This window comes from Streptomyces sp. NPDC004539, assembly GCF_040610055.1.
Classification (GTDB): domain Bacteria; phylum Actinomycetota; class Actinomycetes; order Streptomycetales; family Streptomycetaceae; genus Streptomyces.
This window is the reverse complement of record NZ_JBEXLS010000001.1, coordinates 47,042-66,138: the sequence shown is the minus strand read 5'-3', so window position 1 is coordinate 66,138 and position 19,097 is coordinate 47,042. Positions and strand designations below refer to the sequence as shown.

Genomic DNA, 19,097 nt, shown 5'->3' with positions numbered 1-19,097 from the left:
GCATAGTCTCTGGTTCGTTGCTTTTCCCTTCGGGTGGTGGGCGGCGGCCTGCTGTGCGCCACTGGAGGGGGCCGACCGAGGAGTTGATCGTGACCAGCACAGCGCAGGCGTCCACCTCAGGGGGAGCCCCGGCTCATCCCGATCATCTCGGGCACGTCATCTTCATCGCCGCCGCAGCCGCGATGGGCGGGTTCCTCTTCGGGTACGACAGCTCCGTCATCAATGGCGCGGTCGAGGCGATCCGGGACCGCTACGACATCGGTTCCGCCGCGCTCGCGCAGGTCATCGCGATCGCCCTGATCGGCTGTGCGATCGGGGCGGCGACCGCGGGGCGGATCGCCGACCGGATCGGGCGTATCCGGTGCATGCAGATCTCCGCCGTGATGTTCACGATCTCCGCCGTCGGGTCGGCGCTGCCGTTCGCGCTGTGGGACCTCGCGCTGTGGCGGGTCGTCGGCGGGTTCGCCATCGGGATGGCCTCCGTCATCGGCCCCGCCTACATCGCCGAGGTCGCGCCGCCGGCGTACCGGGGGCGGCTCGGGTCCTTCCAGCAGGCCGCGATCGTCATCGGCATCGCGATCTCGCAGCTCGTCAACTGGGGGCTGCTGAACGCGGCCGGCGGGGACCAGCGCGGGAAGCTGATGGGGCTTGAGGCGTGGCAGGTCATGCTGGGCGTGATGGTCGTACCGGCCGTGCTGTACGGGCTGCTGTCGTTCGCGATCCCCGAGTCGCCGCGGTTCCTGCTGTCCGTGGGGAAGCGGGAGCGGGCGCGGGAGATCCTCGTGGAGGTCGAGGGGGAGAGCGCGGATCTGGACGCGCGGGTCGCCGAGATCGAGCAGGCGATGAAGAGCGAGCACAAGTCGACGTTCAAGGACCTGCTCGGCGGGCGCTTCTTCTTCATGCCGATCGTCTGGATCGGCATCGGCCTCTCCGTCTTCCAGCAGTTCGTCGGCATCAACGTCGCGTTCTACTACTCGTCCACCCTGTGGCAGTCGGTGGGCGTCGACCCGACGGACTCGTTCTTCTACTCCTTCACGACGTCGATCATCAACATCGTCGGTACGGTCATCGCGATGATCTTCGTCGACCGGGTGGGCCGCAAGCCGCTCGCCCTCGTCGGCTCCGTCGGCATGGTCATCGGCCTCGCGCTGGAGGCATGGGCCTTCTCGTACGACCTCGTGGACGGCAAGCTGCCCACGGCCCAGGGCTGGACGGCCCTGATCGCCGCCCACATCTTCGTCCTCTTCTTCGCGCTGTCCTGGGGTGTCGTCGTCTGGGTCTTCCTCGGCGAGATGTTCCCCAACCGCCTGCGCGCAGCCGCCCTCGGCGTCGCCGCCTCCGCCCAGTGGATCGCCAACTGGGCCATCACGGCGAGCTTCCCGTCCCTCGCGGACTGGAACCTCTCCGCCACGTACATCATCTACACCGCCTTCGCCGCCCTCTCCATCCCCTTCGTCCTCAAGTTCGTCAAGGAGACCAAGGGCAAGTCCCTGGAGGAGATGGGCTGACCCCCTGATCCCGGGGAGAGGGACCACATCCCCCGCTGTCCCTCTCCCCGAACACTCCCGCCGCTCCCGGATTCCCGGGGCGGCGGGTTTTGTGTACGAAGGCTCAGCGGCCGGCCTCCGGCAGTACCCGTTCCGTGAACAGGCGCAGGCTGCGCCAGCCCTCGTCCAGGGGCATGCCGCCGGCCAAGGGGTGGAGGACGAGGTTGTCGAGGTTCTGGGCCAGGCACTGGTCCGGGGTGAGGACGCGGTAGATGCCCTCGGCGCGGAGTTCGTCGATCGTGGCCGCCGTCGAGCGGACCACCGAGTGGATGTCCGTCGACTGCCAGGCGGCGTACGTGCGGGCCTCGTGGAGGAAGTGGTGGCCATAGGCGGCCCAGGTCTTGTCGGGGTCCTCGGAGAGGTGGAGCAGCGGGGTCTCCGCCGGGGGCATCAGGGTCCAGCCCGCCGTGCCGTACTCCGCGAGGCGGGCCTCGTAGTACGTCTCCAGGGCCGGGAGGTGGGCGCTGGGGAAGAAGGGGAGGCCGAGGCGGGCGGCGCGGCGGGCCGACGCCTCGGAGGAGCCGCCGACCAGGAGGAGGGGGTGGGGGGTGGTCGCCGGGCGCGGGGTGACCCGTACCGTACGGCCTCGGTACGTGAACCTCTCGCCCGTCCACGCTTGCAGGAGGGTCTCCAGCAGCTCGTCCTGGAGGCGGCCCCGCCGCTCCCAGGGGACGCCCGCCCGGTCGTACTCCGCGCGGCGGTAGCCGATGCCGACGACCGTCATGAGCCGCCCGCCGCCCAGCAGGTCGAGGACGGCGATGTCCTCGGCGAGCCGCAGCGGGTCGTGGAGCGGACCGATCGCCGCCGAGACCGTCACCGACATCCGCTCCGTCGCCCCCAGCACCGCCCCCGCGAACGTGAACGGCGACGGCAGCCAGTTGTTCTCCGCGCCGTGATGCTCCTCCGTCTGCACGGTCGTCACCCCGTGCGCGTCGGCGTGCGCGGCCATCCGCAGCGCCCCCTGATAGCGGTCCGCCAGCTCGGCGGGCGTGGCACCCGGCGCGGCCAGATTGAAGCGGAGCACGGACACCGGCATGGCAGGCCCCTTCGTCGACGGGGAGGGACCATAGCTGACAGTGCGTCAGGTGACCAGGGGCATGGCACAGCGGCGCCGGGGACCGTGCGGGACGGGAGAGGTCACGCATACTGGACGGGTTATGGAAACCGTCATCCTTGTAGTCATCATCGCCGTCGTCCTGCTCGGTGCGATCGGCGGGCTCGTGGTCGGAGGGCGGCGCAAGAAGTCGCTGCCCGCGCCGCCGCCCTCCGCCACGCCCGACCTGACCGCGCCGCCGGCCGAACCCCACGTCGGGGACGAGGCCGAGACGCCGCGCGACGAAGAGCGGCGCACCATAGAGGAAGTCGACCTCCCGGTCGCCGTCGAGGAGGCCCCCGAGTCTCCCGCGATCGAGGTCCCCGAGCCCACCGCCGGCCGCCTCGTCCGGCTCCGCGCCCGGCTCTCCCGCTCCCAGAACGCCCTCGGCAAGGGCCTCCTCACGCTGCTGTCGCGCGAGCACCTCGACGACGACACGTGGGACGAGATCGAGGAGATCCTGCTGACCGCCGACGTCGGTGTCACGCCGACGCAGGAGCTCGTCGACGGGCTGCGCGAGCGCGTCAAGGTGCTCGGCACGCGGACGCCGGAGGAGCTGCGCGGGCTGCTCCGGGAGGAGCTGCTCAAGCTGGTCGGCACGGACGTGGACCGGGTCGTGAAGACCGAGCCCGAGGGGCGCAAGCCGGGTGTCGTCATGGTCGTCGGGGTCAACGGGACCGGGAAGACGACCACGACCGGGAAGCTGGCGCGCGTCCTCGTCGCGGACGGGCGGACCGTCGTGCTCGGGGCTGCGGATACGTTTCGCGCCGCCGCCGCCGATCAGTTGCAGACGTGGGGGGAGCGGGTCGGGGCGTACACCGTGCGCGGGCCCGAGGGCGGTGACCCCGCCTCCATCGCGTTCGACGCGGTGAAGGAGGGCAAGGAGATGGGCGTCGACGTGGTGCTCATCGACACGGCCGGGCGGCTGCACACGAAGACCGGGCTCATGGACGAGCTGGGGAAGGTCAAGCGGGTCGTCGAGAAGCAGGCGCCGCTCGACGAGGTGCTGCTCGTGCTGGACGCGACCACGGGGCAGAACGGGCTCGTTCAGGCCCGGGTGTTCGCGGAGGTCGTGGACATCACCGGGATCGTGCTGACGAAGCTGGACGGGACCGCGAAGGGCGGGATCGTGGTGGCGGTGCAGCGGGAGCTGGGGGTGCCGGTGAAGTTGATCGGGCTGGGGGAGGGGGCGGATGATCTGGCGCCGTTCGAGCCTGAGGCGTTCGTCGATGCGCTTATCGGGGACTAGGGGCGCCTATTGGGGTGCCTGGTTCTGTGGTGGGGCGGGTGCGGGTCCGATGTGGCTTGTCGCGCAGTTCCCCGCGCCCCTGGGCGGCAGATAGTGCCCGTTTCTTTCATAGGAGCGGGCACTTTTGCCTTTTCTACGCCCTCGATCTGTGTGCCACGTACGCCAGCGTGCCCAGTAGCAGCCTTGCCGCCGGGGGCTTCGTCGCTGAGTCCAGGTCCGGGGGGCGGAGCCAGGTCACCGGGCCCAGGCCCGCTCGATCCGAGGGCGGGGCCGTGATGTAGGAGCCCTTGCCCAGGCCCCGTAGGTCCAGGGTTGTGGGGTCGTCCCAGCCCATGCGGTAGAGGAGGTCGGGGAGGGAGGCTGCGGCGCCCGGGGCGACGAAGAAGTGGGCGCGGCCTTCCGGAGTCGCTGTCACCGGGCCCAGGGGCAGGCCCATGCGCTCCAGGCGGCTTAACGCGCGGCGACCCGCCGCTTCCGCCACCTCGATGACGTCGAAGCTGTGGCCGACGGGGAGCATGACCGCGGCGTCGGGGAGGTCGGACCAGAGGGACGTGACCTCGTCGAGGGTCGCGCCCGCGGGGAGGTGGGGGGTGTGGTCGAGGGGGTGTGCGCCGGGGGTGCGGCAGGGACGGCCGCAGGAGCAGGCGCCGGCCAGGACGTGCGCTCCGGGGACGACGTCCCATCCCCACAGGCCCGTGAACTCGGCGATGGCCGTGCACTCGGGGGAGCGACCGCGCCTGCGCGCGCCGGAACGGATCTCGCGAATGCCGCCGATCGTGAAGCCCATGCCCCCTCCAACGGGTCCGACGCACCGGTGGTCACGCAAAAGACGTGAGGCGTGACTCTCCGTACTCATGATCTCCGGAATGCCCTCGGACCGGGGCGGCGCACTGAAGCGCGAGGGTGGTGAACCCGCCCGTGCGCGCCCCCGAGTGCATCCTTCCGTTCGCTCGGGCTGTCCCACGTCAAGTCAATCGCGTGCGCGCCACCCTGAGTTCATCCGAAGGGGTGGCGAATGGTGGCGATTCCCGGAACGCCATGGCCGGACGGGTGATCGTAGGATTACTTTGAGTGTGCGGGGCCTGGGGGTACACGCACCGGTGGGTATGCCGGAGGCAAGTCGCCCTTCTGTTCGAAGGGTGACAAACGCCGGACGGCAGGGCTATTTACCGGCATTCTGATAAGGCTTGGCGCAGTACGGGCGACGCGGTCCGTACGGCAGGTGGTCTCAGGGATGGGGGCGTTCCAGTGAGCGGCAACGAAGGCAGCGGGACGAGCGCGGACAAGCGCCCCAACGAGCTGCTCTCCTCCTGGTTCGTCCGCAGCGGCTGGTCCAAGGGCGAACTCGCCCGCCAGGTCAACCGCCGCGCCCGCCAGCTCGGCGCCAACCACATCTCCACCGACACCTCCCGCGTCCGCCGCTGGCTCGACGGCGAGAACCCCCGCGAACCCATCCCGCGCATCCTCTCCGAGCTGTTCTCCGAGCGGTTCGGCTGCGTCGTCTCCGTCGAGGACCTCGGCCTGCGCGCCGCCCGCCAGTCCCCCTCGGCCAGCGGCGTCGACCTCCCCTGGACCGGCCCCCAGACCATCGCCCTGCTCAGCGAGTTCTCCCGCAGCGACCTCATGCTCGCCCGCCGCGGCTTCCTCGGCACCTCCCTCGCCCTCTCCGCCGGACCCACCCTCATCGAACCGATGCAGCGCTGGCTCGTCCCCTCCCCGCCGAGCACCCCCCGCGCCAGCGGCCCCCTCCCCACCAGCCGCGCCCGAGGCCGCCTCTCCCGGCAGGAACTGGAGCTCCTGGAGGCGACGACCACGATGTTCCGCAAGTGGGACGCCCAGTGCGGAGGCGGCCTGCGCCGCAAAGCCGTCGTCGGCCAGCTCCACGAGGTGACCGACCTCCTCCAGGAACCCCACCCCGAGGACACCGCCAAACGCCTCTTCAAGGTCGCCGCCGAACTCGCCGAACTCGCCGGCTGGATGTCGTACGACGTCGGCCTCCAGCCCACCGCCCAGAAGTACTTCGTCCTCGCCCTGCACGCCGCGAAGGAAGCCGGGGACCGGCCCCTCGGGTCGTACATCCTCTCCAACATGAGCCGCCAGATGATCCACCTCGGCCGCCCCGAGGACGCCCTGGAACTCATCCACCTCGCGCAGTACGGCAGCCGCGACTGCGCGAGCCCGCGCACCCAGTCGATGCTGTATGCGATGGAGGCCCGCGCCTACGCCAACATGGGCCAGCCGGGCCGCTGCAAGAGGGCCGTGCGGATGGCCGAGGACACCTTCTCCGACGCCGCCGACTGGGACGAGCCCGACCCCGACTGGATCGGCTTCTTCACCGAGGCCGAGCTGTACGGCGAGAACTCCCACTCCTTCCGCGACCTCGCCTACGTCGCCGGCCGCAGCCCCACGTACGCCTCCCTCGCCGAACCCCTCATGCTGCGCGCCGTCGACCTCTTCGCGCGGGAGTCCGACGACTACCAGCGCTCCTACGCCCTCAACCTGATCGGCGTCGCCACCGTCCACCTCCTCAAGCGCGAGCCCGAGGAGAGCGCGAAATACGCCACCGAGGCGATGGCCGCCGCCAAGCGGGTCCGTTCCGAACGCGTCAACACTCGTATCCGAAAGACCGTCGACAACGCCGCCCGCGAATTCGGCGACCTGACCGACGTCGTCGACCTCACCGACCGCCTCGCCGCCGAACTCCCCGAGACCGCCGAAGCGGTCTGACCCACCGAGACCCCGGCCGCGGCCGGCCCTCCCGAACTGCCCGACTCGGCTCCCCCATGCCCGGTCATTCGGAGGTCCTGCCGCGGCCGGCCTGTGTCCGGAAGGGGAAGGTTGCGCCACGATAACGATCCCCGAGCCGGACATCAGGCAATTCATCGACGCGTAACACACACGACTCCTTCGTCACCGCCGTGAAACAGCGAGGGGCGCCGACCGAAACCGCGCTGCGCCAATCTCAAGGCTCATAACCGGCCCGCCCCCACTCCGCAGCCGAGGCTTCGCCCGCACGGGGCCGTACGACGACGAGGAGACGCCGATGGCTCCAGCCATCACGCTCGCCGCAGACAAGCTGTCTGCCGCCAACACAGGCTTCATGCTCATCTGTTCAGCGCTCGTGCTGATCATGACGCCTGGCCTGGCTTTCTTCTACGGAGGCATGGTCCGGGTCAAAAGCACCCTGAACATGCTGATGATGAGCTTCATCAGCATGGGCATCGTCACCATCCTCTGGGTGCTCTACGGCTTCTCCATGGCGTTCGGCACCGACCACGGCTCCCTCATCGGCTGGGAATCCGACTTCGTCGGCTGGTCCGGCATCGACAAGATGGACATCTGGTCCGGCTACACCATCCCGGTGTTCGTCTTCGCCGTCTTCCAGATGATGTTCGCCATCATCACCCCCGCCCTGATAAGCGGCGCCGTCGCCGACCGCGTCAAGTTCTCCGCCTGGGCGCTCTTCGTCGCCCTGTGGGCCACCGTCGTCTACTTCCCCGTCGCCCACTGGGTCTGGGGCACCGGCGGCTGGGCCTTCGAACTCGGCGTCATCGACTTCGCCGGCGGTACCGCCGTCCACATCAACGCGGGCGCCGCGGCGCTCGGCGTGATCCTCGTCATCGGCAAGCGCGTCGGCTTCAAGAAGGACCCGATGCGCCCGCACAGCCTCCCGCTGGTCATGCTCGGCGCGGGCCTCCTGTGGTTCGGCTGGTTCGGCTTCAACGCGGGCTCCTGGCTCGGCAACGACGACGGCGTCGGCGCGCTGATGTTCGTCAACACCCAGATCGCCACCGCCGCCGCCATGCTCGGCTGGCTCGCCTACGAGAAGATCCGCCACGGCGCCTTCACCACCCTCGGCGCCGCCTCCGGCGCGGTCGCGGGCCTCGTCGCCATCACCCCCTCCGGCGGCGCCATCACCCCCGTCGGCGCGATCGCCATCGGCGTCATCACCGGCGTCCTGTGCGCCATGGCCGTGGGCCTCAAGTACAAGTTCGGCTACGACGACTCCCTCGACGTCGTCGGCGTCCACATGGTCGGCGGCATCCTCGGCTCCCTCCTCATCGGCTTCTTCGCCAGCGGCAAGGGCCAGTCCGACGTCAAGGGCCTCTTCTACGGCGGCGGCCTCGACCAGTTCTGGAAGCAGTGCGCCGGGGTCTTCGGCGTCCTCGCCTACTCCCTCATCGCCTCCGCGATCCTCGCCTTCCTCCTCGACAAGACGATCGGCATGCGCGTCGACGAGGACGAGGAGGTCTCCGGCATCGACCAGGCCGAACACGCCGAGACCGCCTACGACTTCAGCGGCGCCGGCGGCGGCATCGTCAAGTCCGCCACCGCCGTCCCGGCCGGAGTCGGAGCCGATTCCAAGAAGGTGGACGCATGAAGCTCATCACCGCCGTCGTCAAGCCCCACCGGCTCGACGAGATCAAGGAAGCCCTCCAGGCGTTCGGGGTCCACGGACTGACGGTCACCGAGGCGAGCGGCTACGGTCGTCAGCGGGGACACACCGAGGTCTACCGCGGTGCCGAGTACACCGTCGACCTCGTCCCCAAGATCCGTATCGAGGTACTGGCCGAGGACGACGACGCCGAGCAGCTCATCGACGTCATCGTCAAGGCCGCCCGCACCGGCAAGATCGGTGACGGCAAGGTCTGGTCCCTCCCGGTCGAGACGGCCGTACGGGTCCGCACCGGCGAGCGCGGCCCGGACGCGCTCTGACCGAAGAACAGAACAGGAGTCGCTGGGTGACGAGTACGGACGAGCGAAGCGAAACAGAGGACTCGGGACCCAGCGGCTACGCGGCGGCCCGGCTGCACCTCCTCACCGAGGGGGCGCGGTCCGGGCCGCCGCGCCGTACCGCCCTCTCCGAACTGACGGACGACTGGCTCGCAGGGCTCCTCACCTCGGCCGCGGCCGACCTCAAGGGCGTCTCCCTCGTCGCCGTCGGCGGCTACGGACGCGGCGAACTCTCCCCCCGCAGCGACCTCGACCTCCTCCTGCTCCACGACGGCAGCGACCCCAAAGCCGTCGCCACCGTCGCCGACCGCCTCTGGTACCCCGTCTGGGACCTCGGCCTCGACCTCGACCACTCCGTGCGCACCCCCGCAGAGGCCCGCAAGACCGCGGGCGAGGACCTCAAGGTCCACCTCGGCCTCCTCGACGCCCGCCACCTCGCCGGCGACCTCGGCCTCACCTCCGGACTGCGCACCGCGATCCTCGCCGACTGGCGCAACCAGGCCCCCAGACGCCTCCCCGAACTCCGCGAACTCTGCGCCGAACGAGCCGAACGCCAGGGCGAGTTGCAGTACCTCCTCGAACCCGACCTCAAAGAGGCCCGCGGCGGCCTGCGCGACGCCACCGCCCTGCGCGCCGTAGCCGCCTCCTGGCTCGCCGACGCACCCCGCGAAGGACTCGACGACGCCCGCCGCCGGCTCCTCGACGTCCGCGACGCCCTCCACCTCACCACCGGCCGCGCCACCGACCGCCTCGCCCTCCAGGAACAGGACCAGGTCGCCGCCGAACTCGGCCTCCTCGACGCCGACACCCTGCTGCGGCAGGTATACGAAGCGGCCCGCGTCATCTCCTACGCCAGCGACGTCACCTGGCGCGAGGTGAGCCGGGTGCTGCGCTCCCGCGCCGTCCGGCCCCGGCTGCGGGCCATGCTCGGCGGCGGGAAACAGGTCGTCGAACGGTCGCCCCTCGCCGAGGGCGTGGTCGAACAGGACGGCGAGGTCGTCCTCGCCCGCGCCGCCCGCCCCGAACGCGACCCGGTCCTCCCGCTGCGCGCCGCCGCGGCAGCCGCCCAGGCCGGACTCCCGCTCTCCCTGCACGCCGTACGCCGCCTCGCCGCGACCGTACGGCCCCTGCCGACGCCCTGGCCCGCCGAGGCCCGCGAACAGCTCGTCACCCTCCTCGGCTCCGGGCAGCCCACCATCGACGTCTGGGAGGCGCTGGAGGCCGAGGGGCTCATCACCCGGCTCCTGCCCGACTGGGAACGCGTCCGCTGCCGCCCCCAGCGCAACGCCGTCCACATCTGGACCGTCGACCGCCACCTCATCGAGACGGCCGTCCGCGCCTCCGAGTTCACCCGCCGGGTGAGCCGCCCCGACCTGCTGCTGGTCTCCGCCCTCCTCCACGACATCGGCAAGGGCTGGCCCGGCGACCACTCCGTCGCCGGCGAGATCATCGTCAAGGACGTCGCCGCGCGCATCGGCTTCGACCGGGCGGACGTCGCGGTGCTGGCCGCCCTCGTACGCCACCACCTGCTCCTCGTCGACACCGCCACCCGGCGCGACCTCGACGACCCCGCCACCGTCCGCTCCGTCGCGGAGGCGGTCGGCACGCAGAGCACGCTGGAGCTGCTGCACGCCCTGACCGAGGCCGACGCGCTCGCCACCGGACCGGCCGCCTGGTCGTCCTGGCGGGGCTCCCTCGTCACGGACCTGGTGAAACGCGTGAGCGCGGTTCTCGCGGGCGACGAACCCCCCGCCCCCGACACCGCCGCCCCCACCGCCGAACAGGAACGCCTCTCCATCGAGGCCCACCGCACCGGCGGACCGGTCCTCGCACTGCGCGCGCAGACCCACGAGGAGGAGATGGACCCCGGCGAGCCGCTGGGCGTGGAGCTGCTGATCGCCGTCCCGGATCAGCCGGGGGTGCTGCCCGCCGTCGCGGGGGTGCTGGCCATGCACCGACTGACGGTCCGCACGGCGGAGTTGCGCGAGCTGGAGCTGCCGGACGGGGTGGATCAGGGGTCGGTGCTGCTGTTGGACTGGCGGGTGGCGGCCGAGTACGGCTCCCTGCCGCAGGCTGCGCGGTTGCGCGCGGACCTGGTACGCGCCTTGGACGGTTCGTTGGACATCGCTGGGCGACTGGCAGAGCGGGACGCGGCGTATCCCCGGCGCCGGGGCTGGGTGGCCCCGCCACCCCGGGTGACCGTCGCCTCCGCCGCCTCCCGGCACGCCACGGTCATCGAGGTACGCGCCCAGGACGCCCCTGGGCTGCTCTTCCGGATCGGCTCGGCGCTGGAGGACTCCGGGGTACGGGTGCGGAGCATGCACGTCAGCACGCTGGGCGCCAACGCCGTGGACGCGTTCTATGTGACGTCGGCCTCGGGGGCGCCGCTGCCGGGGGAGGAGGCGGGGGCGGTGGCCCGGAAGCTGGAGGAGACGCTGCGGGCGTAACTATTCGGCAGCTTGTGCGTTTAGCTGAGTGGTCCCCGCTGGTGCGGGGGTGGTCCGCCCGGACAGCAGGTCCTCAAGGTGGTCAAAGAGTGGTCCCCGCGCCTGCGGGGTTCTCCGCCCCCGTCCGCTCATCCGGCGGGCGGGGGCGAATCCGTGGCGCGGCCGGATACCCTGGAAGGCACTTATCCTGCTCCCGACTCCGAGGACCGACGCCGCCGTGTTCGATACACTCTCCGACCGCCTGTCAGCGACTTTCAAGGGCCTGCGCGGCAAGGGGCGGCTCTCCGAGGCGGACATCGACGCCACGGCGCGTGAGATCCGCATCGCGCTCCTCGAAGCGGACGTAGCCCTCCCTGTAGTCCGTTCCTTCATCAAGAACGTCAAGGAGCGCAGCCTCGGCGCCGAGGTTTCCAAGGCGCTGAATCCTGCTCAACAGATCATCAAGATCGTCAATGACGAGTTGGTCGGCATCCTCGGCGGCGAGACCCGCCGTCTCCGCTTCGCCAAGACCGCCCCCACCGTCATCATGCTCGCCGGCCTCCAGGGCGCCGGTAAGACGACCCTCGCGGGCAAGCTCGGCAAGTGGCTGAAGGACCAGGGACACTCGCCCCTCCTCGTCGCCTGCGACCTGCAGCGCCCCAACGCCGTCAACCAGCTCAGCGTCGTCGCCGAGCGCGCCGGTGTCGCCGTGTACGCCCCGCAGCCGGGGAACGGTGTCGGCGACCCGGTGACGGTCGCGAAGGACTCCGTCGAGTTCGCGAAGTCGAGGGTCCACGACATCGTGATCGTGGACACCGCCGGCCGCCTCGGTATCGACGCGGAGCTGATGCAGCAGGCCGCCGACATCAGGGACGCGGTCTCGCCGGACGAGATCCTCTTCGTCGTCGACGCCATGATCGGCCAGGACGCCGTCAACACCGCCGAGGCGTTCCGCGACGGCGTCGGGTTCGACGGTGTCGTCCTCTCCAAGCTCGACGGCGACGCCCGAGGCGGCGCGGCGCTGTCGATCCGGCAGATCACCGGCAAGCCGATCATGTTCGCGTCGAACGGCGAGAAGCTGGACGACTTCGACGCGTTCCACCCTGACCGGATGGCCTCCCGCATCCTCGACATGGGTGACCTCCTCACCCTGATCGAGCAGGCGGAGAAGACGTTCAGTCAGGAAGAGGCCCAGAAGATGGCCTCGAAGCTGGCGTCGAAGAAGGGCCAGGACTTCACCCTGGACGACTTCCTGTCCCAGATGGAACAGGTCAGGAAGATGGGGTCGATCTCGAAGCTGCTCGGGATGCTGCCCGGCATGGGCCAGATCAAGGACCAGATCAACAGCCTCGACGAGCGGGACGTCGACCGCACCGCCGCGATCATCAAGTCGATGACCCCGGCGGAGCGCACGGACCCGAACATCATCAACGGCTCCCGCCGCGCCCGTATCGCGAAGGGCTCCGGCGTCGAGGTCAGTGCCGTGAAGGGCCTGGTGGAGCGGTTCTTCGAGGCGCGGAAGATGATGTCGAGGATGGCCCAGGGCGGCGGGATGCCCGGCATGCCCGGCATCCCGGGGATGGGCGGCGGTCCCGGCCGTTCGAAGAAGCAGCCCAAGCAGGCCAAGGGTAAGCAGCGCTCCGGCAACCCGATGAAGCGCAAGCAGCAGGAGCTGGAGGAGGCGCAGCGCCGCGAGGCGGCGGCCCAGGGCGGCAACGCGTTCGGGCTGCCCCAGCAGGGCGCGCAGGACTTCGAGCTGCCGGACGAGTTCAAGAAGTTCATGGGCTGACAGCGGCTCGGCTCAGGCCGAAAGCTGCTTGGCTGTAAATATTCTTGTACGACACCAGGGCACCCCTCTTCGGAAGCGTGCCCTTCGTGTGCCTCGCACGGAACGCTGTCGTACCGTCCGGGTATGACGAACCCTGCCCCGCCGCGCAAGTCGCCGGACCAGCCCTGGCGTACCGAGGGGACCCCCGAGGAGCCGCCGAAGCCGCCGGGCGGGCGGCGGATGCGGGGCGGCTGGTGGCGGCTGATCTTCACCGCGCTGGTCGTGTACCTGCTGGCGAACATCGTCCTGTCGTACTTCGGCGACGAGGGCGAGCCGACGATCTCGTACACGGAGTTCAGCAAGCAGGTCGACGCGGGCAACGTCAGCAAGATCTACGCCAAGGGCGACGCGATCCAGGGCCAGCTGAAGAAGGAGCAGAAGAACCCGGACGGCGGTGAGAAGTACACGAAGTTCAACACCGAGCGGCCGACGTTCGCGGACGACAAGCTGTGGGAGGGGCTGGCGAAGAACAACGTCACCGTCACGGCGGAGCCGGTCGTCCAGCACCGCAGTTTCCTGGTGAACCTGCTGATCTCGCTGGCTCCGATGCTGCTCCTGGTCGTGCTGTGGATCTTCATCGCGCGCCGGATGAGCGGGGGGCTCGGCGGCGCGGGCGGGATGCTGGGCCGCCGGTCCGCGCCGAAGCCGGTGGAGCTGGAGGCGGGGGAGAAGCGGACGACGTTCGAGGACGTCGCCGGGATCGACGAGGTCGAGGGCGAGCTGAACGACGTCGTCGACTTCCTGAAGAACCCGGACGCCTATCGCAAGATGGGCGCGAAGATGCCGCGCGGTGTGCTCCTCGCGGGCCCGCCCGGGACCGGCAAGACGCTGCTGGCGCGGGCGGTGGCCGGGGAGGCGGGGGTGCCGTTCTTCTCGGCGTCCGCGTCGGAGTTCATCGAGATGATCGTCGGCGTCGGGGCGTCGCGGGTGCGGGAGCTGTTCGCGGAGGCGCGGAAGGTGGCGCCGTCGATCATCTTCATCGACGAGATCGACACCATCGGCCGGGCGCGGGGCGGCGGTTCGGGGATGGGCGGGCACGACGAGCGTGAGCAGACGCTGAACCAGATCCTGACGGAGATGGACGGTTTCTCGGGTTCGGAGGGCGTGATCGTCATCGCCGCCACGAACCGGGCGGACGTCCTGGACCCGGCGCTGACCCGCCCCGGCCGCTTCGACCGCGTCGTGCAGGTCTCCCCGCCGGACCGGGGCGGCCGGAAGGCGATCCTGGAGATCCACACCCGGCAGATCCCGCTGGCCCCGGACGTCGACCTCGCCCAGGTCGCCCGCACGACCCCCGGCATGACGGGCGCGGAGCTGGCCAACCTCGCCAACGAGGCGGCTCTCCTCGCGGTCAAGCGGGGGCAGGAGCAGGTCACGCAGACCGACCTCTCGGAGGCCCTGGAGAAGGTCCAGCTCGGCGCGGAGCGGCCGTTGGTGATGCCGGAGGAGGAGCGGCGCCGTACCGCGTACCACGAGGGCGGGCACGCGCTCCTGGGCATGCTCCAGCCGGGCGCCGACCCCGTCCGCAAGATCACGATCGTGCCGCGCGGGCGGGCGCTGGGCGTCACGCTGTCGACGCCGGACTCCGACAAGTACGCGTACACCGAGGAATACCTGCGCGGCCGGATCATCGGCGCGCTCGGCGGGATGGCGGCCGAGCAGGTGGTGTACGGAGTGATCACGACCGGCGCGGAGAGCGATCTGGAGCAGGTCACGAACATCGCGCGCGGGATGGTCGCCCGCTGGGGCATGAGCGAGCGCGTCGGCCGCCTGTCGGCCCTCCCGAACGACGCCCAGTCCGCGTACGGCCTCGCCGCCGCGCCGCAGACCCTGGACGTCATCGACGGCGAGATGCGGCGGATCGTCGACGAGTGCTACGAGGAGGCGTGCCGCAAACTCACCGAGCACCGGGGCCAGTTGGACGCGCTGGCGGAGGCGCTGCTGGAGAGCGAGACGCTGGAGGAGGCGGACGCGTACCGGGTCGCCGGGGTCACGCGGCTGACGAAAGACGTGGACTAGAGGGGACTAACGGGTGCGGGCGATCAGGTAGCGGAAGACGTTCGGCATCCAGACCGTGCCGTCCCGGCGGACGTACGGGTGGAGCGCCTCCCGCAGCTCCTTGGCGACCTGTTCAGGGTCGGCCGCGTCGAGCAGCCCGGTGGCGAGCAGTCCGCGCACCGCGCTGTCGGCGTCGGCGTAGCCGAAGGGGCAGGCGACCCGGCCGGAGCCGTCGGGGGTGAGGCCCGCCCGGCGGGCGAGGTCCTCCAGATCGTCGCGGCGGGCGGGGTGCGGCAGGTCGTGCTCGGGGTCGGCGGCCCGCAGGACGTTCCAGGTGGCGCACCGCTCGGCCGGCCCCCACCCGGCGAGGACGACCGGCGCACCGCGCTCGGCGAGGCGTACGGCGTCGGCGAGGAGCCCGGTGTCGTCGAAGGCGGTGACGAGCGTGTACGGCCGCTCCGCCCCGGAGGCCGCCGGCCCGGCGAGGGTGTCGGCCAGGCGGGTGTGCTCCCCGGTGCGGGGCGGGCCGGCGTCGGGGAGGAGGCGTTCGCGGGCCAGGGCGAGGCGGTCGGGGCGGTCGCGTTCGACCCCGGTGACGTCGGCGCCCCGGGCGGCGGCCATGAGGAGGGCGAGGCCCGATCCGCAGCCGAGGGCGAGGAGCCGGGTGCCGGGGCCGACGTCGAGGCGGTCGTAGGCGGCCTCGTAGAGCGGGACGAGCATCCGTTCCTGGATCTCGGACCAGTCACGCGCGCGGGCGCCCGGTTCCGGGTGCGGGGCGGTGTCCGCCCGGGGGTGGGTCCGGCGCACGAGCGTAGGTGTCATCGAAGAGCGCCCCAATCCGCCGAGAGTTCTCGAAGCGTGGTGATCCGCGTGGCCCCCGTGCGTCGCGGCACTTTTCCAGGTAACTCCCGGACGGGGGAGCCGTCCAGGGGTCGTGGGGCCCCGTTTACGGGCCTGTCGGCGCGAGCGAAAAGAATTCACATACCGGCAACGTGGGCCCGTAGCATCCCGCCATGGCGAAAGCACCCGTTCTCACGCCGCGCGACGTCGACTTCCCGCGCTGGTACCAGGATCTGATCACCAAGGCCGAACTGGCCGACAACGGTCCGGTGCGCGGCACCATGGTCGTCCGACCGTACGGGTACGCGCTGTGGGAGCGGACGCAGGCGGAGCTGGACGCCCGGATCAAGGCGGCGGGCGCGGAGAACGCGTACTTCCCGCTGCTGATCCCCGAGTCGTACCTCACCCGCGAGGCCGACCACGTCGAGGGGTTCGCGCCGGAGCTGGCGGTCGTGACGCACGGCGGCGGCAAGGAGCTGGAGGAGCCGGCGGTGGTCCGCCCCACCTCCGAGACGATCGTCAACGAGTACTTCGCGAAGTGGGTCCAGAGCTACCGCGACCTGCCCCTGCTGATCAACCAGTGGGCGAACGTGGTCCGCTGGGAGCTGCGCCCTCGTCTCTTCCTGCGCACGACGGAGTTCCTGTGGCAGGAGGGCCACACGGCGCACGCGACGTACGAGGAGGCCCGGGACTTCGCGGCGCGCATTCAGCACGAGGTGTACGGCGACTTCCTTCGGAACGTCCTCGGGATCGACTTCGTCGCGGGCCGCAAGACACCGAAGGAACGGTTCGCGGGGGCGATCAACACGCTCACGCTGGAGAGCATGATGGGCGACGGCAAGGCCCTCCAGATGGTCACCAGCCATGAGCTGGGCCAGAACTTCGCGAAGGCGTTCGGCACCCGCTACCTCTCCAAGGACGGCACGCAGGAGCACGTCTGGCAGACGTCCTGGGGTTCGACGACCCGGCTGATCGGCGCCCTGGTGATGACCCACGGCGACGACGACGGGCTGCGCGTCCCGCCCCGGCTCGCGCACGTCCAGGTGGCCGTGGTCGCGGTGAAGGACGACGACGCGGTTCTGGCCAAGGTCCGCGAGGTCGCCGGACGGCTGCGCGCGGCGGGCCTCAGGGTCAGGGTGGACGACCGTACGGACACCCCCTTCGGCCGCCGCGCGGTCGACTGGGAGCTGAAGGGCGTCCCCGCGCGCGTCGAGGTCGGCCCGCGTGACCTGGCGAACGGCACCGCGACCCTCGTCCGCCGCGTCCCCGGCACCAAGGAACCCGTCGCCCTCGACGCGCTTCCCGCGCTGCTCCCGGGGTACCTGGAGGACGACCAGGCACTCCTGCTCCGCCAGTCCCGGGAGCGCCGCGAGTCCCGTACGGCGGACTGCGCGACGTACGAGGAGGCGGTGGAGGCCGCTTCGGCGGGCGGCTGGGCGCGGGTGCCGTGGTCGGTGCTCGGGGAAGAAGGCGAAGTCAGGCTGGGGGAACGGGCGTTGACCGTACGGTGTCTGCTCGCGGAGGACGGGTCGGTGCCGGACGACGGGGACGCACCCGGTAACGTCGCAGTCGTCGCCCGCGCGTACTGAGTCCGGGGCCCCGGGGGCGTGAGCGCGACCGAAAGACCTCTTGCGCCCCGGGGGATCACAGCTCCCCCGGCGCGTGGAGACGGCGTACACGCCGGGGCGTATCTGTGACTACGCACCACCTTGCGGTGAGCTGTGAGGCTTCTCCGCAGATCAGCGCACCCGCCCTCGTCTCCGCGCATCAGTGCCAACTGACGGGTACGTGCAAATTATTTGGGATGGCCCGGAATAGGAACACAGCGGCACTCCCGCTCGTTGTCATTACGTGAGCACGACACAGACACCACCTGTTCTCGCCGCAGAGTTGGCGGAGGCGTGGGCCGATATCCAGCGGTACCACCCCGAACTGCCCGACCTTGCCGCGCCAGAGTCCCTGATCGGGGAGTCGTCGTCCGCGTGCGGTCACGAACTCTCCTTCGAGCGACTGCTTCACGAAGCAGTCCATGGCATCGCCGCCGCGCGCGGCGTGCGTGACACGTCCCGCGCGGGGCGGTACCACAACCGCAGATTCCTCGCGATCGCCGAAGAGCTCGGGCTCGATCACCCGGAGGAGCCGCACCCCAGCAGCGGGTTCTCCCTGGTGACGCTGAGTCCCGAGGCGAAGCGGCGTTACCGGCCCACCATCGAGCGGCTCCAGCGGGCTCTCAAGGCCCACACCGCGGCGACCACCGCGGAGACGACGCGGGCCTTCCGGGGTCCCGCGGCCCGGCACGGCTCCTCCGGGGGCGGTGTCCGCGTCAAGGCCGTCTGCGACTGCGGGCGCAACGTCCGGGTCGTCCCCTCGGTCCTGGCCCAGGCGCCGATCGTCTGCGGGGGGTGCGGGAAGCCGTTCCGCATCCCCGAGATCGCGGGGGCCGCGTAGGGGTCGTAGAGGTCCGTCGTACGCACCGGCATCTCGTGGCTGCCGGTCCGGCCGTCGGGGCGCCGTGCGCATCCCCGCGCACGGCGCCCACCCGCGGCTGTAGCCCCTCCCGCCCTGTGGCACAATGGTCCGCTGTACTCGACAGTCGCACAGGACCCCTCTCTCCTCCGGCTGACGCGTCCATCGGGCACTCGGGTACCGCAACCCCACGCGGCTCGCTCGCCGTGCCCAACCACGTCAAAAACAGGAGAGTCCACTCCCGTGGCAGTCAAGATCAAGCTGAAGCGTCTGGGCAAGATCCGTTCGCCTCACTACCGCATCGTCGTCGCCGACTCCCGCACCCGCCGTGACGGCCGTGCGATCGAGGAGATCGGCAAGTACCACCCGACCTACCACCCGTCGGTCATCGAGGTGGACGCGGACCGCGTCGCTTACTGGCTGGGTGTCGGCGCGCAGCCGACCGAGCCCGTCCTCGCGATCCTGAAGAAGACCGGCGACTGGCAGAAGTTCAAGGGCGAGCCCGCCCCGGCTCCGCTGCTCGTGGCCGAGCCGAAGAAGGTTCGCGTCTCGTTCGAGGCCCTTGGTGGCGAGGACGAGGGCAAGGGTGAGGCGATCACCCAGAAGAAGAAGGCCGAGAAGAAGGACGAGGCCGCGGCTGAGTCCGAGTCGGCCGAGGTCTGAGCAGCATGCTCGAAGAGGCGCTTGAGCACCTCGTGAAGGGCATCGTCGACAACCCCGACGACGTGCAGGTCGCCTCGCGCGACCTGCGCCGCGGGCGCGTGCTGGAGGTCCGGGTGCACCCCGACGACCTCGGCAAGGTGATCGGCCGCAACGGCCGCACCGCGCGCGCTTTGCGTACCGTCGTGGGCGCCATCGGCGGTCGTGGAGTCCGGGTCGACCTGGTCGACGTGGACCACGTGCGCTGACGTATCGC

The 19,097-nt window shown here is 70.7% G+C and carries 15 protein-coding genes; 12 read left to right on the top strand and 3 right to left on the bottom strand.

Annotation, left to right across the window (positions count from 1 at the left end; genetic code table 11):
- Nucleotides 1–89 precede the first annotated feature (89 nt).
- Nucleotides 90–1,508: a sugar porter family MFS transporter gene (locus ABZX85_RS00315; protein WP_355861074.1), complete on the top strand. Its 1,419-nt coding sequence runs from the start codon at nt 90–92 to the stop codon at nt 1,506–1,508.
- Between the two features lie 103 nt (nt 1,509–1,611).
- Here ABZX85_RS00315 and ABZX85_RS00310 read toward each other — a convergent pair whose 3' ends face one another.
- Nucleotides 1,612–2,583: an LLM class flavin-dependent oxidoreductase gene (locus ABZX85_RS00310; RefSeq protein WP_355861072.1), complete on the bottom strand. Its 972-nt coding sequence runs from the start codon at nt 2,581–2,583 to the stop codon at nt 1,612–1,614.
- Between the two features lie 121 nt (nt 2,584–2,704).
- On the opposite strand from ABZX85_RS00310, the gene ftsY reads away from it, so the two are divergent.
- Entirely contained in the window at nt 2,705–3,889 is a 1,185-nt protein-coding gene (gene ftsY / locus ABZX85_RS00305) for a signal recognition particle-docking protein FtsY (RefSeq protein ID WP_355861070.1), read from the top strand.
- A 133-nt stretch (nt 3,890–4,022) separates the two neighbouring features.
- On the opposite strand, the gene ABZX85_RS00300 is transcribed toward ftsY, so the two are convergent.
- A complete protein-coding gene (locus ABZX85_RS00300; protein ID WP_355861068.1) occupies nt 4,023–4,676 on the bottom strand; it encodes a bifunctional DNA primase/polymerase in 654 nt (217 codons plus the stop codon).
- A 461-nt stretch (nt 4,677–5,137) separates the two neighbouring features.
- Between ABZX85_RS00300 and ABZX85_RS00295 the strand changes: the two genes are divergently transcribed.
- From ABZX85_RS00295 to ftsH, 6 genes are all read left to right on the top strand, one after another.
- Entirely contained in the window at nt 5,138–6,616 is a 1,479-nt protein-coding gene (locus ABZX85_RS00295; RefSeq protein WP_355861066.1) for a hypothetical protein, read from the top strand.
- 316 nt (nt 6,617–6,932) lie between these two features.
- Nucleotides 6,933–8,270 (top strand): ammonium transporter, encoded by a 1,338-nt coding sequence (locus tag ABZX85_RS00290; protein WP_355861064.1) that lies wholly within the window; start codon nt 6,933–6,935, stop codon nt 8,268–8,270.
- Nucleotides 8,267–8,605, top strand: a complete 339-nt coding sequence (locus ABZX85_RS00285) for a P-II family nitrogen regulator (RefSeq protein WP_003997576.1) — start codon at nt 8,267–8,269, stop codon at nt 8,603–8,605. Before ABZX85_RS00290 ends, ABZX85_RS00285 begins: the two co-directional genes overlap by 4 nt.
- 26 nt (nt 8,606–8,631) lie before the next feature.
- Nucleotides 8,632–11,070 (top strand): [protein-PII] uridylyltransferase, encoded by a 2,439-nt coding sequence (locus ABZX85_RS00280; protein ID WP_355861062.1) that lies wholly within the window; start codon nt 8,632–8,634, stop codon nt 11,068–11,070.
- Nucleotides 11,071–11,287: 217 nt separating this feature from the next.
- Complete coding sequence (gene ffh, locus ABZX85_RS00275; protein WP_355861060.1) at nt 11,288–12,838, top strand: signal recognition particle protein; 1,551 nt, start codon at nt 11,288–11,290, stop codon at nt 12,836–12,838.
- 123 nt (nt 12,839–12,961) lie between these two features.
- Nucleotides 12,962–14,896, top strand: a complete 1,935-nt coding sequence (gene ftsH, locus ABZX85_RS00270) for an ATP-dependent zinc metalloprotease FtsH (protein ID WP_355861058.1) — start codon at nt 12,962–12,964, stop codon at nt 14,894–14,896.
- A 6-nt stretch (nt 14,897–14,902) separates the two neighbouring features.
- Here ftsH and ABZX85_RS00265 read toward each other — a convergent pair whose 3' ends face one another.
- Nucleotides 14,903–15,697 (bottom strand): SAM-dependent methyltransferase, encoded by a 795-nt coding sequence (locus tag ABZX85_RS00265; protein ID WP_355861056.1) that lies wholly within the window; start codon nt 15,695–15,697, stop codon nt 14,903–14,905.
- Between the two features lie 191 nt (nt 15,698–15,888).
- On the opposite strand from ABZX85_RS00265, the gene proS reads away from it, so the two are divergent.
- From proS to ABZX85_RS00245, 4 genes are all read left to right on the top strand, one after another.
- Nucleotides 15,889–17,304: a proline--tRNA ligase gene (proS, locus tag ABZX85_RS00260; protein WP_355861054.1), complete on the top strand. Its 1,416-nt coding sequence runs from the start codon at nt 15,889–15,891 to the stop codon at nt 17,302–17,304.
- 262 nt (nt 17,305–17,566) lie between these two features.
- Nucleotides 17,567–18,163 carry a hypothetical protein gene (locus ABZX85_RS00255; protein WP_355861052.1) on the top strand — a complete coding sequence of 199 codons (597 nt, stop codon included), beginning with the start codon at nt 17,567–17,569 and terminating at the stop codon, nt 18,161–18,163.
- 261 nt (nt 18,164–18,424) lie between these two features.
- Nucleotides 18,425–18,844 (top strand): 30S ribosomal protein S16, encoded by a 420-nt coding sequence (gene rpsP, locus ABZX85_RS00250; RefSeq protein WP_355861050.1) that lies wholly within the window; start codon nt 18,425–18,427, stop codon nt 18,842–18,844.
- A gap of 5 nt (nt 18,845–18,849) precedes the next feature.
- Complete coding sequence (locus ABZX85_RS00245) at nt 18,850–19,089, top strand: RNA-binding protein (RefSeq protein WP_005479813.1); 240 nt, start codon at nt 18,850–18,852, stop codon at nt 19,087–19,089.
- The last annotated feature ends 8 nt before the right edge of the window (nt 19,090–19,097 follow it).

Coding starts and splice junctions, on each gene's coding strand:
- ABZX85_RS00245 (WP_005479813.1), top strand. CDS start 18,850: ATGCTCGAAGAGGCGCTTGAGCACCTCGTGAAGGGCATCGTCGACAAC.
- ABZX85_RS00310 (WP_355861072.1), bottom strand. CDS start 2,583: ATGCCGGTGTCCGTGCTCCGCTTCAATCTGGCCGCGCCGGGTGCCACG.
- ABZX85_RS00265 (WP_355861056.1), bottom strand. CDS start 15,697: ATGACACCTACGCTCGTGCGCCGGACCCACCCCCGGGCGGACACCGCC.
- ABZX85_RS00285 (WP_003997576.1), top strand. CDS start 8,267: ATGAAGCTCATCACCGCCGTCGTCAAGCCCCACCGGCTCGACGAGATC.
- ftsH (WP_355861058.1), top strand. CDS start 12,962: ATGACGAACCCTGCCCCGCCGCGCAAGTCGCCGGACCAGCCCTGGCGT.
- ABZX85_RS00290 (WP_355861064.1), top strand. CDS start 6,933: ATGGCTCCAGCCATCACGCTCGCCGCAGACAAGCTGTCTGCCGCCAAC.
- ABZX85_RS00300 (WP_355861068.1), bottom strand. CDS start 4,676: ATGGGCTTCACGATCGGCGGCATTCGCGAGATCCGTTCCGGCGCGCGC.
- proS (WP_355861054.1), top strand. CDS start 15,889: ATGGCGAAAGCACCCGTTCTCACGCCGCGCGACGTCGACTTCCCGCGC.
- ftsY (WP_355861070.1), top strand. CDS start 2,705: ATGGAAACCGTCATCCTTGTAGTCATCATCGCCGTCGTCCTGCTCGGT.